The sequence below is a fragment of the Streptomyces hundungensis genome (genome assembly GCF_003627815.1).
GTDB classification, from domain to species: Bacteria; Actinomycetota; Actinomycetes; order Streptomycetales; family Streptomycetaceae; genus Streptomyces; species Streptomyces hundungensis_A.
Map to the genome: position 1 here is coordinate 5,430,832 of NZ_CP032698.1, position 13,820 is coordinate 5,444,651.

Annotated in this window: 10 protein-coding genes and 1 tRNA gene; 3 read left to right on the forward strand and 8 right to left on the reverse strand. The window is 73.1% G+C overall.

Annotation, left to right across the window (positions count from 1 at the left end; translation table 11 throughout):
• The first annotated feature begins 192 nt into the window (after nt 1–192).
• Together DWB77_RS24115 and DWB77_RS24120 are read left to right on the forward strand one after the other, a co-directional pair.
• Nucleotides 193–1,263, forward strand: a complete 1,071-nt coding sequence (locus DWB77_RS24115; RefSeq protein ID WP_120723227.1) for an LLM class flavin-dependent oxidoreductase — start codon at nt 193–195, stop codon at nt 1,261–1,263.
• 429 nt (nt 1,264–1,692) lie between these two features.
• Entirely contained in the window at nt 1,693–3,399 is a 1,707-nt protein-coding gene (locus DWB77_RS24120) for a glycosyl hydrolase family 18 protein (RefSeq protein WP_120723228.1), read from the forward strand.
• 78 nt (nt 3,400–3,477) lie between these two features.
• Here DWB77_RS24120 and DWB77_RS24125 read toward each other — a convergent pair whose 3' ends face one another.
• Nucleotides 3,478–5,511 carry a putative bifunctional diguanylate cyclase/phosphodiesterase gene (locus tag DWB77_RS24125; RefSeq protein ID WP_428985143.1) on the reverse strand — a complete coding sequence of 678 codons (2,034 nt, stop codon included), beginning with the start codon at nt 5,509–5,511 and terminating at the stop codon, nt 3,478–3,480.
• Nucleotides 5,512–5,851: 340 nt separating this feature from the next.
• Here DWB77_RS24125 and DWB77_RS24130 point away from each other — a divergent pair, with 340 nt between their 5' ends.
• Nucleotides 5,852–7,123 carry a M6 family metalloprotease domain-containing protein gene (locus DWB77_RS24130; protein ID WP_120723229.1) on the forward strand — a complete coding sequence of 424 codons (1,272 nt, stop codon included), beginning with the start codon at nt 5,852–5,854 and terminating at the stop codon, nt 7,121–7,123.
• A gap of 71 nt (nt 7,124–7,194) precedes the next feature.
• Here the strand turns inward: DWB77_RS24130 and DWB77_RS24135 are convergent.
• The 7 genes from DWB77_RS24135 to DWB77_RS24165 all read right to left on the reverse strand — a co-directional run bounded on the left by DWB77_RS24135 (nt 7,195) and on the right by DWB77_RS24165 (nt 13,777).
• Nucleotides 7,195–7,268, reverse strand: a tRNA-Lys gene (locus DWB77_RS24135).
• Nucleotides 7,259–7,858 (reverse strand): bifunctional DNA primase/polymerase, encoded by a 600-nt coding sequence (locus DWB77_RS24140; RefSeq protein ID WP_246033914.1) that lies wholly within the window; start codon nt 7,856–7,858, stop codon nt 7,259–7,261. The genes DWB77_RS24135 and DWB77_RS24140 overlap by 10 nt, the downstream gene beginning before the upstream one ends.
• 403 nt (nt 7,859–8,261) lie before the next feature.
• Complete coding sequence (locus DWB77_RS24145; RefSeq protein ID WP_120723231.1) at nt 8,262–8,609, reverse strand: hypothetical protein; 348 nt, start codon at nt 8,607–8,609, stop codon at nt 8,262–8,264.
• Nucleotides 8,610–8,759: 150 nt separating this feature from the next.
• On the reverse strand, nt 8,760–10,091 hold the full coding sequence (locus DWB77_RS24150; protein WP_120723232.1) for an AAA domain-containing protein: 1,332 nt from the start codon (nt 10,089–10,091) through the stop codon (nt 8,760–8,762).
• Nucleotides 10,088–11,677 carry a hypothetical protein gene (locus tag DWB77_RS24155; protein WP_120723233.1) on the reverse strand — a complete coding sequence of 530 codons (1,590 nt, stop codon included), beginning with the start codon at nt 11,675–11,677 and terminating at the stop codon, nt 10,088–10,090. The genes DWB77_RS24150 and DWB77_RS24155 overlap by 4 nt, the downstream gene beginning before the upstream one ends.
• On the reverse strand, nt 11,668–12,969 hold the full coding sequence (locus tag DWB77_RS24160) for a hypothetical protein (RefSeq protein ID WP_246033622.1): 1,302 nt from the start codon (nt 12,967–12,969) through the stop codon (nt 11,668–11,670). Before DWB77_RS24160 ends, DWB77_RS24155 begins: the two co-directional genes overlap by 10 nt.
• The gene (locus tag DWB77_RS24165; RefSeq protein ID WP_120723234.1) at nt 12,878–13,777 is read right to left on the reverse strand and encodes a phosphatase PAP2 family protein; all 900 of its coding nucleotides are present in this window, start codon (nt 13,775–13,777) and stop codon (nt 12,878–12,880) included. Before DWB77_RS24165 ends, DWB77_RS24160 begins: the two co-directional genes overlap by 92 nt.
• Between the last annotated feature and the right edge of the window lie 43 nt (nt 13,778–13,820).

The following is a 13,820-nucleotide window of genomic DNA, read 5'->3' on the forward strand; positions in this document are numbered from 1 at the left end:
TGGCCGGGTGCCGCCGGGTTTGCCGCGGGGGGCGGCTGCCGGCCCTGGGGAGGTCCCGTCCCGGAATAAAACGGAGAGTGCCTCCTGTTTGGTGGTGGACAGCATTCCGCGCACGGCGCACAGGCGCACCGCGCGTGGACGGGACGAACCCGACGGGACGAACCCGACGAGACGAACTGGAGGCGCGGACCGGTGGATGTGAATGCGATTCGAGGGACGGCGGCCGGAACCGCACCCGTACCCCTGTCCGTGCTCGACCTGGTCACGGTGGGCAACGGCTACACCGCGAACCGTGCCCTGCGCACCAGCGTGGAGATCGCGAAGCTCGCCGAGCGGCGCGGCTTCCACCGGCACTGGGTCGCCGAGCACCACTCCATGCCGGGCGTCGCCTCGTCCGCGCCGGCCGTGATCCTCGCCCACCTCGCCGCCCACACCTCGCGCATCCGGCTCGGCTCGGGCGGCGTGATGCTGCCGAACCACGCGCCGCTGGTGATCGCCGAGCAGTTCGGCACGCTGGAGGCGATGGCGCCGGGCCGCATCGACCTCGGGCTCGGGCGGGCGCCCGGCACCGACGGGGCGACGGCCGCGGCGCTGCGCCGCACGGACCGGCTGAACGAGGGCGCCGAGGACTTCCCGCAGCAGCTCGCCGAGCTGACCCGGTTCCTCGACGACGACTTCCCCGACGGGCACCCCTACGCCCGGATCCACGCGGTGCCGGGTCCCGTGCAGGGCCCCGCCGCCCGCCCCCCGATCTGGCTGCTCGGCTCCTCCGGCTTCAGCGCCCGCCTGGCCGGCACGCTCGGGCTTCCCTTCGCCTTCGCCCACCACTTCTCGGCGGCGAACACGGTTCCGGCGCTGGACCTCTACCGGGATTCGTTCCGGCCCTCGGAGCTTCTGGACGCGCCGTACGCGGTGATCGGGGTCTCGGCGCTGGCCGCGGACGACGAGCGCGAGGCGAGGCGCCAGACGCTCACCAACGCGCTGTCGATGGTCCGGCTGCGCACGGGGCGGCCCGGGCTGGTCCCCACGCCTGAGGAGGCCGAGTCGTACCAATTCAGCGCGCTGGAGCGGGAGTTCGTCGACAGCTGGCTGTCCAACGTGATTTCCGGGACGGCGGATGAGGTGCGGGCGGGTCTGGACGGGCTCCAGAAGCGGACGGGGGCGGATGAGTTGATGCTCACGGCGAATGCGCATGGCCCCGAGGCGAGGGTCCGCTCCTACGACCTGATCGCCAACGCCTACGACATGCCTCCGGCGGTCTAGGGGGGCTCGACTCTGCCAACCCCCTTAGGGGCGCGAGGAACTGCGCGACCAGCCCCGCACGGTCTGCGGGTTCGCTCCCGCCTGTTTCGGGTTCGTCTGAACGCCGCCGTCGGCCGTTCGCGCAGTTCCCCGCGCCCCTAAGGGGGTTGGGGCTGCCCCCTGCCGTAGGTGCCCCTGGCGGGGTTGGGGCTGCCCCCGCCCGAAGGGGCCCCCTCGGGCGGGGTGGGGGAGGTGAAAGGTTGGGGGTGGTATAGGGCGGCGGCGGCCCGCAGGGGCGGGCGGTGGGGGGCTGACAGGCGCGTTTGTTGGCTGATTGGTCTAGTCCTCAATTTGGTTCAGACCATTGACGCGGCCAGCACACGGTCGCTATCACTTCTCCAACCGCCCATCCCCGCACCCCCATGCGCCCCACCCCCCCCGGAGGCCGTCTTGCACCGCCGCAGACCCCTTGTCGCCGCCCTGAGCACCGCCGCGCTCGCCGCAGGCGCCTTGGCCGCATTCGCGGGCCTCGGCACCGCGTCCGCGTCCGCCGCCGACGCCGCCCGGAGCGCCGCCGCACCCTCGACCGGGGGCGTGAAGATCGCGTACTACGACCAGTGGAGCGTGTACGGGAACGCCTTCTACCCCAAGCACCTCGACACCCGGGGCATCGCGGGCAAACTGGACGTCATCAACTACTCGTTCGGCAACATCCACCCCACCAATCTCACCTGTTTCGAGGCGAACAAGGCGGCGGGCGACGACAACAACGCCAACGCCGGTGACGGGGCGGGCGATTCGTTCGCCGACTACCAGAAGTCCTTCGGTGCCGCCGACAGCGTCAGCGGCGTCGCCGACACCTGGAACCAGCCGATCGTGGGCGTCTTCAACCAGTTCAAGCAGCTGAAGGCGAAGTACCCCAAGCTGAAGATCAACATCTCGATCGGCGGCTGGACGTACTCCAAGTACTTCCACGACGCGGCGCTCACCGACGCCAGCCGCAAGAAGCTCGTCTCCTCCTGCATCGACCAGTACATCGCCGGCAACCTGCCCGTCGACGGCGGGTACGGCGGCGCGGGCGCGGCGGCCGGGATCTTCGACGGCGTCGACATCGACTGGGAGTACCCGGGCTCGCCCGACGGCCACCTCGGCAACCACTACGGCGCCGAGGACAAGGCCAACTACACCGCCCTGCTCGCCGAGTTCCGCAAGCAGCTCGACGCGTACGGAACCGCGCACGGCGGCAAGCACTACCTCCTGACGGCGGCGCTGCCGGCGGGCCAGGACAAGATCAAGAACATCGAGACGGACAAGATCGGCGCGTACCTCGACTACGCGAACATCATGACCTACGACATGCACGGCGCCTGGAACGCGACGGGACCGGCCTACCACCAGTCCCCGCTGGTGTCACCGGCCAATGACCCCACCGACGTGATCAAGCCCGGCACCCAGAAGTACTCGATCTCCAACGCGATCGACTCCTGGATCGACGGCAACCCCGCCTACGGCATAGCGGGCGGCTTCCCGGCCAACAAGATCACGCTGGGGTACGAGTTCTACTACCGCGGCTGGAAGGGCGTCCCGGCGACCAACAACGGCCTCGGGCAGAGCGCGACCGGACCGTCGGGCGCCCGTCCCACCAGCCAGGTCGCGGGCACCGCGCTCTACAAGGAGCTCGGCGGCATCGTCGACAACCCGGCGACCACCTTCTGGGACGCCGACGCGAAGGCCTCGTACTTCTACAAGGACGGCGAGTTCTTCACCGGCCTCGACAAGCAGTCCATCCAGGCCCGCGCGGACTACGGCCACCAGCGGGGCCTGGCCGGCGCGATGATGTACAGCCTGCTCGGCCTGGACGACAAGGCGACCCTGCTCGGCCAGATCTCCGACGCGGTCGGCTCCTCGCCGTCCTCGACGCCGGACCCGACGCCGACGGCCCCCACCTCCCCGTCGCCGACCCCGACCGCGCCCACCAGCCCGTCCCCGACCCCCGGTGGCTGCGCCGCCGCGGCCTGGGACAGCGCCGCCACCTACACCGGCGGCAACCAGGTCTCCTACGGCGGTCACACCTGGAAGGCCCAGTGGTGGACCAAGGGCGAGCAGCCCGGCACCACCGGACAGTGGGGCGTCTGGCAGGACCTCGGCGCCTGCTGACCCGATCCGCCCCCGCACACGCGGCCGCCCCGCTCCTCACCCTGTGGAGGAGCGGGGCGGCCGTACGTCGCCGAGGCCTCAGACCTTCTGCGGGCTGGCCTTCTGCGGGCCGGCCTTCTGTGGGCTGGCCTTCTGTGGGCTGGCCTTCTGTGGGCTGAGCGCGATCATCTTGGCGATCCGGTCGGGGGTGACCGCCCGCGAGTAGAACCAGCCCTGCCCGGTGTCGCAGCCGATCCGGGCGAGCCGGGCCGCCTGTTCGGCGCTCTCCACGCACTCGGCGGTGACGGTGAGCCCGAGCCGGTGGGCGAGCTGGACCAGCGCCTCGACGATGGTCTCGTCGGCCGGGTTGGGGTGGGCGCCGCCCTCGTCGTACTGGAAGCCGCGCACGAAGGACCCGTCGAGCTTGAGGACGGAGACGGGCAGCCGGCTCAGATAGGCGAGGTTGGAGTAGCCGGTCCCGAAGTCGTCGATGGCGATGTGCACGCCCATGTCGGAGAGGGCCTGAAGGGCCTGGAGGGGGCGGCCCGCCGAGCCCATCACCGCGGACTCGGTGAGCTCCAACTGGAGCAGATGCGGCGCGAGTTGGGTCTCCGCGAGGATCTCCGCCACGTCCGCCACCAGATCGGAGTCCCACACCTGGCGCACCGCGACGTTGACGCTGACGAAGACCGGCGGCGCATCGGGATGCGCGAGCTGCCAGCGGCGGGCCTGCCGACAGGCGGTGCGCAGCACCCAGCGGCCGAGCTGCACCACCGAGCCGTCTTCTTCAGCAATTCCGATGAACCGATTCGGCGGAAGCGTCCCGAATTGCGGGTGGTTCCAGCGGACCAGCGCCTCGACGCCGTGCACGACCCCGTCGGCCATTCCCACCAACGGCTGGTACTCCAGCGTGAACTCGCCCCGCTCCACGGCCGGTCGCAGCGTCGAGGACAGCGCCTGGCGGGTCATGCGGTGGGCGTTGCGCTCGGGGTCGAAGAGGGTCCAGCGGGCCTTGCCGTCGGCCTTCGCCCAGTACAGCGTGGTGTCGGCGGCTTGCATCAGACCGGTCGCCGTGGTGCCGGCGCTGGCCCGCTCCACCACCCCGATCGAGGCCGACACCGACAGGCGCTGGCCCGCGAGGTCGAAGGGCTGCTGGAGCGCGTCCAGGACCGAGCGGGCCAGCTCGGCCAGTTGCTCCGTACCCGTCGAGTCCTCGACGAGTACGGCGAATTCGTCTCCGCCGAGCCGCGCCACCAGATGGCCGCCGCGCGCATACCCGGACTGGTCGGCGCACTCGGTGAGGCGGGCCGCGACCGCGCTGAGCAGCCGGTCGCCGACCCGGTGGCCGAGCGTGTCGTTGACCGCCTTGAACCCGTCGAGGTCGAGGTAGCAGATCCCGATGCGGCCGGTGCCGCCGTCGTCGTACGCGGACGCTTCGAGGGCGGAGGTGAGCCGTTCGAAGAACAGGGTGCGGTTGGGCAGCCGGGTCACCGGGTCGTGCATCTGGAGGTGGCGAAGGCGGGCCTGGAGTTCGCGCCGGTCGCTGATGTCCCCGATCGACAGCAGCACGGTGGAACTGTCCGGTACGGGTGCGACGGTCACCTCCGCCCACAGCGAGCGCCCGTCGGGGTGCTTGAGGCGGCGGGTGCAGCGGAACCGGGTGCGGGCGCCGCGCAGCACTTCGCGGTAGGCGTGCCAGGCGCGGTTGTCGGCGGCGAGGTCGACGAGGTCGGCTGCGTCCTGCTCGCACAGCGCGTCCGGGTCGGTGCCCAGGAGTTCGGCGAGCGCGTCGTTGGCGGCGACGACGGTGCCCTCGCGGTCGACGACGGCCATCGCGAGGTGGGCGGCGTTGAACGCGGCCCGGTAGTCGCGCAGTTCGGAAGGGGAGGGCACGTGCCGCTCGGCCTGCTGATCGCCGAGGAGTTCGGCGGGCCGCGTGTTTCGAGCGCCGGCGCGCCTACTGGCGTCCGGCGCGGGGTCGTCCTGCTTCGGGGGGTGCTCGGTCAGGGGGTTTCCGGCACGTTCCGGGGGGCGGTCCGCCAGGGCGCCCGCGATCCGGTCCGTATGACGCTCTGTGACGGGCGGCCGGATGGTCCCGGGCCCTTGGCCCGGTCCTTCGGAGGTTCCGCTCACCGCTGGCTCCCGCAGTGCATCGAAGTTGTGCAGAGGTAGTACGGAGTGTTTCGGGGTCTTCGGCCGGGGTGGACGACGGCCCGGTGAGGCCGGATCCACGCTGGAAAGTGTGCCGATCATAGAGGCTGGCGCAATGCGCGATCCAGCTTCGTCGTCGTGATCAAGCGCACCTGGAGTCCCGTGTCGATCGTTGACCGATCGTTTCTGCGCGGGTGTGGCCGGGATCGGGCCGCCGGTGATCGGTCGTGACTTTGCGTAAGTCATCGGGGTGTCGGCCCTCTCACCCTTCCGGGGCAGGGAAACAGGGCGTATCGGTCGAAACCTGCACAAAGTGGGTGGGATGTCCCGCATCCCGTCCCCGGAGGTCGATGTGCAGCGTCAGCAGACACCCGGGGGAGTGGAGCGCGCCCGGCTGCGCGGTGCCGTGGCGGCGCTCACCTCCCTCGCGGCGCTCGCCGCCATCTCGCTGGTGTCCGGACCGGCCGTCGCGGCGAACTCGGCGGTGCCGTGCGCCCTGCCCAGGACCGACGCCCACCACTCGCTCGGCGTCGACACCTGGAACCCGGCCTACCCGCGCCCCGTGCGCACCCTCAACGCGGGCATGGTCTTCCTCTCCTTCCCGGACTCGAAGCCGGCCGTCACCCCCGACGACCTGGTCGCCGACTACTTCCCCGCCACCAGCCGCTTCTTCGACCAGGCCTCGTACGGGAAGTTCCGCCTCAACGCCCAGCCGCAGCGGCACTGGGTGCGGATGCCGGCCGCGTCGACCTCGTACCGCATACAGCGTGACTGGGACCCCGGGCAGCGCACGCGCTATCTGACGGACGCGATCCGGGCCGCCGACGCCACGGTCGACTTCTCGACGTTCGACATCGTCTATCTGGTCGCCGACCCGGACGCGCCCGGCGTCGACTCCGACGCCACGAAGGTCGTGAACTTCGACCGGCCCGTCCGCGCGGACGGCCGGGACATCAACCGGGTGGTGACCGTCTTCGAGCACCACCCGCCGGACCGCAACGTGCTGGCACACGAGACCGGGCACGTCTTCGACCTGCCCGACCTCTACCACCGGCCGCAGGACGGCAAGAACGGCGACTGGGACACCTACGTCGGCGACTGGGACGTCATGGGCAGCCAGTTCGGCACGGCACCCGACCTGTTCGGCTGGCAGAAGTGGAAGCTGGGCTGGCTGGACCGGCAGGAGGTCACCTGTGTGACGGGCGACGGCACCAGCCGGTTCACCCTGGAACCGCTGTCCGCCTCCCTCGCCACGGCGGGCCTCACCGGCAAGCGCCTCGCGGTGCTCCGTACCGGCGAGGACCGGGCGATCGCCATCGAGGTGCGGGACTCGGGTGGCCTGGACCGGGCCAGTTGCAGCCAGGGGCTGCTCGTCTACCGGGTCCGCAGCGGGTCGGCGTCCGGCGGGGGCCCGGTCGAGGTGCTCGACGCGCACCCCGACACCGAGGCGTGCTGGGAGAGGTCGGTCCACCCGGCGCTCGCGGACGCCCCGATCGCGCTCGGCGAGACGTTCACCGTGCCCGGCGAGGGCATCCGCATCGAGGCCGAGGGACGGACCAAATCGGGCGCCTGGACGGTCAAGGTCTCCTACTGAGAGCCCGCCGTCACCGCCCCGACCGGGACACGAAGAAGCCCCCCGCTCGCGCGAGGGGCTTCTTCCGTCGGTGCGCCGCCAGGGACTCGAACCCCGGACCCGCTGATTAAGAGTCAGCTGCTCTAACCAACTGAGCTAGCGGCGCCTGCTGACGTCGTAGACATTAGCACCCTGATCCGCGCGAGGAAAAATCGATATCCGGGGAGGGTCCGTGGCCTCGTTCCTGGCGGCCCGGACGCAGGCCCACAGCAGGACGTCGGGCCCCGGCAGCCACGGGCGGCGGGTGTCGGGGGCCACCAGCCAGCGGGCCGCGCCCAGGTTCTCGCGGTCCGGGCGGACCAGGGCCGGCACGGTGACCGCGTCCCCCGCGCCGTGACACAGCAGCGGCGGGACGGGGACGTCGCTGCCGTGCCACTCCTCCCACTCCAGGAGCGAGGGCAGGCGCTGCGCGGTGCCGGGAGCGGCGAACAGGAGCATGCGCCCGCGGTGGATCGCTACCGGGCCCGACCCGGGCCCCTCGGCCCACAGCCGGTCGAGCATCCGGCGCCCGAAGATCGACGGCACGTTCACCACGTCGAAGACCGTGCCGCAGGGCAGCACCCCGGGGGCGGTCGGGCGGCCCTCCCACAGGGCGAGAGTGCTGCGCGGGTGGCTGGCCGCCGACGACAGCCAGGCGGCGCCCGCCGCGGTCACCTCGCCGGCCTGATGGCCGCCCTCGTCCCGCAGGAGCCGCAGGACGTCGAGGTCGTCCCCACCCCTGACGGGTCCGCCGCGGACGCCAACGCCGGGCGCGCGGGGCGGGACGACGTCCGTACCGGCCGCGTGGCGCCGGACATCGCCCGCGCCGGCCGCGCGGCCGCCCTCGGTCGGCCCGCCGCGCCCGCCGACCGCGGTCAGTGGCCCACCACCGCCGGCCGTCTCCCGAACGCCGCTTCCCCTGCCGTTGTCACTGCTCATGCTCTACGTCTACCGGGCGGCCACGTTCCGCCCCGGCGGCTTGGCAAAAACCGGGACAGGGCGGGGCGGGAGGGCGTATCTTGCGCCCCGGCATTCCGCCCCGGCATATGCCAGGGGGCCGGGGCGGCTGCCCGTGGTCCCGCTGGACCGGGACCGGCTCGCCCGGGGCGCGCCCGGAGCCTCAGGGAATGTCGCCCGAGCGCATCAGATCACGGCCGAACTCGATCATCTTCTTCGCGTAGTCCTCGGTCCACTGGGCCCGCTCCGCCACGTCGGCGGGGGTCAGCCGGTCGAAGCGGCGGGGGTCGGCGAGCTGGGCCGCCGCGATCGCCTGGAACTCGACGGCCCGGTCCGCCGCGGCCCGGAACGCGAGGGCCAGCTCGGTGGAACGGCTCAGGAGCGCCCGGGGATCTTCTATGGACTCCAGGTCGAAGAAGTGCTCCGGGTCGGCGGTGGCCTCGGAAGGCTCGAAGAGCAGCGGCGCCGGCCTCAGCCGCTGCCGCTCCTCGTTCCGCTCGTGCTCCGCCATGTCTGTCCTCCCAGGGGCAGGTCGACGCTCAGGGTCAGGGCGCCCCGGCCACCGTCCATTGTCCCGCCCCGGCGCAAGGGGGCCTTCGACGGGCTGCCGGGGCTGCGTCCGTCGGCCGCCTGTGGCGGCGTGCCGGACTCCGTCCGGCGGTCAGGGCGTCCATGCCACGCGGTGGTGGGAGAGGTGGTCCCACGTCGCCATCATCGCCTCCCACCCGTCCGGAAATTTCACCGTCACGCCCAGTTGGACCGGCTCCGTCGAGGGGTGTTCGTCCAGGAGGTCGCTCACGCCCGCGCGGCACACCACCACGCACGCGTGCCGGTGGCGCGAGGTCAGTACGCACAGGCGGCCCGTCTCCAGGTGGAAGGCGGTCGCGTCCGGGCGGCCCGACAGGGGGTGCAGCACGACCGTCACGTCGAACTCCCTGCCCTGGAGCCGGTTCGCGGTGTCGACCGCCACCCCCGTCACCCCCAGCTCCGCGAGCGCCACCCGGATCGCGGCGGCCTGGTCGCGGTGGGCGGTGCCGACCGCGATCCGGTCCGCGGTGAGCGGGGCCGGCTCCGGCGAGCGCTCGCTGGTCGCCACCCCGCCCCGGTCCAGGAGCCGGCGTACGACCTGGGCGAGTGCGCCGATCGCCTCCGGGTCGGTGCGCGGGGTGTGCCGGGCCGGCAGTTCCAGCAGGGCCCAGCCCGACGTGGCCGCCTCGTCCAGCGCCCGGTCCGGCGCCGAGCCGTCCGAGGCGACGCCGAACGACAGCCGCCGGTCCTCGGGGCCGGTGCCGCTGCGGAACGGCGTGAACGGATAGAACGCGGCCGACACCAGCGGTGCCGCCGACGCCGGCAGCCGCCACGACACGGGCAGCCGGTGCTGCGGCAGCTCCGGATTGTGGGCGAGCAGCGTCGTGACGGCGCTCGCCGACGGGTCGTAGGACAGCCCCGCCCACTGATCGGCGTCCGCGATCGCGAAGGGGTCGAGCTGCCCCGGGTCGCCCACGAACAGGGCCCGCTCGAAGAGGCCGGCCACCGCGAGGAGCGCGTCCGAGCGCATCTGGTACGCCTCGTCCACGATCGCGTGCCGCCACGGCTCGACGTCCTTCACATGCGCCCACTTCGCCGCCGTCGAGATCACCACGGAGAGCCCCGCGAGGTCACCCGCCTTCGACGACTTGCGTACGTTGTCGAGCGCGTCCAGAGCCTTGTCGTACGGGTCGCTGTCACTGCTGTGCAGCCGGCCGACCGGCAGGTCGGGGGCCTTCTCCGCGAGGCGTACCACCAGGTCGTCCACCTGGGCGTTGGTCTGGGCCACCACCATCAACGGGCGCCCCGCGGCGGCCAGTTCGAGCGCGGCGCGCACCACGAGCGTGGACTTGCCGGCGCCCGGCGGCGAGTCCACGACGATGCCGCGCGCCGAGCCGTGCAGGGTGTCGGCGAGGATCGCGTCGGTCGCCGCGGCCGCTGCCGCCGCCGGGTCGAAGGCGGTCACAGAAGGTCCTCGGAGGTCGGCGGATCGGGGCGCTCGGCGGTGGCGGAACCGGGCGGCCCGCCATGGGTCCAGGGGGTGGCTTCCGGGTCGGGCAGCTTGGGGGCGCCGCGCTGCTCGTGCTCGAACAGGGTCCAGCAGATCCGGTCGCCCTTGCCGGGGACGGAGCCGGGCGCGGGTTCCTTGGCGCGCCCCATCTTGTCCAGGACGCGCAGCACCACGGCGCCGCCCGGCTCGTACGCCACGAACTCGGCCTTCTGCGGCTTGCCGTCGAGCGTCCGGTAGACCTTGGCGCCCTCGGCGAGGTGCGGTGCGTCGTCGGTGCGCAGGGTGAGCAGGGGGCGGGGGCTCGGGCGTTTGGACTCCGACCACGCCGGGGTCACCTCGACGACCTCGCCCGCGAACGCCTCGCCCGCCAGCCGCCGGCCCGCCATCACCAGCGGGTCGTCGAGGGCCTCGCCCGCTTCGAGTTCGGCCTGCGCGCGCTCGCGGCGCAGCAGCTTGGTGGCGGCGGTCACCGCGTCGTCGCGGCGCGGCTGGGGCGGCTCGCCCGCGGCGATCCGGTCCCGGTGGCCGGTGAACGACCAGCGGTCGCTGGTCCAGCGGGCGGCCGCCCGCTCGCCCTCGGGGAGCTCCCGCAACAGGTCCAGGGCGTGCCACACCGCCGACCAGGTGGGCATGAGCTGGGCGGCCAGCAGGCGCCGGATCTCCCGTTCCGCAACGGTCAGTCGACCCAGGTGCTCGTCGGCCAGCAGGCCGTCCTCGGCCGCCTGGAGCGCCTGGCGGGCCCGGTCGTAGCGCTCCACGGCCGGGGCGAGCAGCCGGTTGTCGAACGCCGGGTCGGTGGCCGGGCCGGCCGGCGGGCACAGCAACTGGCCGTCCGCGCCGCGCGCCAGCTCGGCCCGCAGCGCGGCCTCGGCCCCCGACTCGCCCTCGGGCGGGTCGATCCAGGCGAGCAGGGCGCCCAGGTGCTGGTCCTCCAGGCTGGACTGGCCGGTCGCCCAGTGCCGGCCCAGCAGGTCGGTCGCGGCGAGCAGCAGCGCGGAGCCGGGGGTGCGGGCGCGCTCGGCGTAGTGCGTGAACCAGCGGCCGAGCAGGGGAACGCGGGGCGGCGCGGGATAGGGCGCGTCCGGGTCCTGTTCGGCGGTGCGGCGAAACCGCATGGAGCGGCCGAGCAGCCGTACGAAGTCGACGCCGGCCCGGCCGGGGACGATCAACTGCGGCGCGTCCGCGCACAGTTCGACCTCGACCTTGGTCTTCTTGCCGGTCTCCGGATCCGTCTCGGAACGCTCGGCCGGCTCGACATCGTCGGCGTACGCCTCCAGGTACGGCAGGACGGCCTCGGCGAGGTCGGCCAGGAAGGTGAAGCGCAGATCGCGGTCGCGGGGCTGGGGGACCACGAGCAGCGTCGGATCGGCGCGATCGGTGCCGACGAGCGCGCCGAGCGGCGCCCCGGCCTCGCCCGCCGTGGTGAGCGGCACGAACACGAGGGGCCGCTCGCTCAGATGCCGGTGGCGCACGGTGGTCAGGGGCTGCGCCCGCCCGGACTCGACGGCCTCCAGACGGGCCAGCGTGGAGATCAACGACATGGGAGGCCCGCCTCCGTACGCGCGGCGGCGCCATCCGCGCGGGCCGCGGTGGGGCCCGCGTCCGTACTGGGGGAGTCCGGGTCGGTGCCGGTGCCGGTGCCGGTGGGCGTGCGCGGGGCGCAGACGTTCGTCCCGGGTGGGCCGGCGAGCGCCTCCGCGCGGAGGGCGGCCGCGCGGCGTACCGCGGCCACCGTCGGGTCGACGGGGTCGCCCGACTCGCCGCGGGCCGCCGACAGGACCTCGCCGATCGTCGTCAGGGAGCCGAGCTCACCGCGCAGCGAGCGGCCGAGCGCGGCCACGGCGTCTTGTTGGCGGGCGCGCCGACGGCAGTGGAAGGCCAGCTCGCAGGCGGCCAGGCACTCCGGCGCGTACACCGCAGGGACCGCCTCGACCGCCGTGGCGAGCGCGGCGCCGGACTGGCCGTCGAGGTCGAACGTGGTGCCCGGCGGCAGGGCGTCCGCGATCTCCTCGATCCGGGCGAGACGCGTCAACTGGCGCCGGGTGACCGAGAGTTGCTTGCGTACGTCGATCACCGAGGCGGTCGGCAGGTTGGAGAAGTCCTTGGGGCAGACCAGCAGCACCGAGTGGTCCACCGCGGCACCCTCGACCAGCGCCGCGACCCGCTCGAGAGCCAGCACGTACACCGCGGACTGGCGGGCGGCCGCGCCCACCTTCGACGGGTCGGCGGCCGCGTCGATCATCGGGAAGGACTTGATCTCGACGACCGTCCAGCGGCCGTCGGGGTGGACCACCACCGCGTCCGGCTCCAGATAGGCGGGGGAGCCCGCCACCTCCAGGGCCAGCATCGGATGGTCGAGCAACGCCCAGGCCCCGGCCGCGGTCGCCTCGCGCAGCGCGAGCGAGGTGCGGGCCGCGCGGCCCTCGGGGCCGGCCGCCGCGAGGTCGGGGGAGGAGGCGTCCCGGGGCGGCTCGGCGCCCGCGCCCATCCGCTCGTGCAGCAGCCGGAGCAGTTCGGCGCCGCCGTCCCCCTTCACTTTCGCCTCGAAGGCGTTGCCGCGCATGAACGCGAACTGGGACTGGCCGAAGGCGGCCGACGGAGAGCCGATCGCCTCGGCGAGCGCGCCCTTGTCCACCCCCGCGCCGTCGAGCAGCGCCCGTCTGCGGCAGCCCGGGTTGGCGGCGAGGGCCGCCAGCGCCCGCGCGTCCAGCGGCCGGGCCGGGACGGCCGGGCCGCGCAGTTCAGCGAGCCGTCGACGCAGCGCTGTCGCCGGCTTCTGCTCGGGTGTCCGATCGGGTGTCGGACGAGGTCCGCTGCCCAGGGATTCGCTCACCCGCCGAAGTCTCGCATCCGGCACTGACAATCGGGGCGCCGGTGGCCCGAGAGGCGGGTGTGAAACGGGTCCGTACGCGCTCCGCGAACCGCAGCAGGGGACGCGAGAGCAGCAGGCCGAGACCCATCACGGCGGCGCCCGCGACCGCGTCCAGCAGATAGTGGTTGGCCGTTCCCATCACTACGAACGTGATGGTCAGCGGGTACGCGACGGCGAGGATCCGGGTCAGTCGGCTGCCGCCGAAGCGCCACAGCATCACCCCGCACCACAGGGCCCAGCCCACGTGCAGGCTGGGCATCGCGGCGAACTGGTTGGTCATGCCGCCGAGCCCCCGCGGGGCGCTGGCCTCGCCGCCCCACCAGCCGTACGAGCCGTATTGGGCCATCGTGTCGGTGAAGCCCTGCACTGCGGGAAGCAGCCGGGGCGGGCAGGTCGGCAGGAACGTGAAGCCGATCAGGCCGAGCAGGGTGGACGTCATCAGCCAGCCGCGGGCGGCCCGGTACTGGGTGGGGCGGCGGCGGAACAGCCAGATCAGGACGGCCGGGGTGATCAGGTAGTGCAGCGAGGCGTACACGAAGTCGGCGGGTATGCCGAGCGCCGGGGTGTGCGTGAACAGCCGGTTCAGCGGGTGCTCGGCGTTGAGGTGGAACGCCTTCTCGAGGCGCAGGATGGACAGCCCGTGCTCGACGGCCCTCGCCTCGTCGCCCCGTACGATCAACCGTCCCAGCGAGTACACCGCGTACACGAGCGCGATCAACGGCAGTTCGGTCCACCAGCGCGGTCGCGTGGCGTGCTGCGGCGGCTGCATCCGGCAGGTTCCCCCAACTGATCCTCGGGCTGCCCACGGGGGG

What these genes read in the sequence shown, in the direction of transcription:
- DWB77_RS24130 (WP_120723229.1), top strand. Translation starts at nt 5,852, where the DNA reads ATGTCCCGCATCCCGTCCCCGGAGGTCGATGTGCAGCGTCAGCAGACA.
- DWB77_RS24165 (WP_120723234.1), bottom strand. Translation starts at nt 13,777, where the DNA reads ATGCAGCCGCCGCAGCACGCCACGCGACCGCGCTGGTGGACCGAACTG.
- DWB77_RS24145 (WP_120723231.1), bottom strand. Translation starts at nt 8,609, where the DNA reads ATGGCGGAGCACGAGCGGAACGAGGAGCGGCAGCGGCTGAGGCCGGCG.
- DWB77_RS24155 (WP_120723233.1), bottom strand. Translation starts at nt 11,677, where the DNA reads ATGTCGTTGATCTCCACGCTGGCCCGTCTGGAGGCCGTCGAGTCCGGG.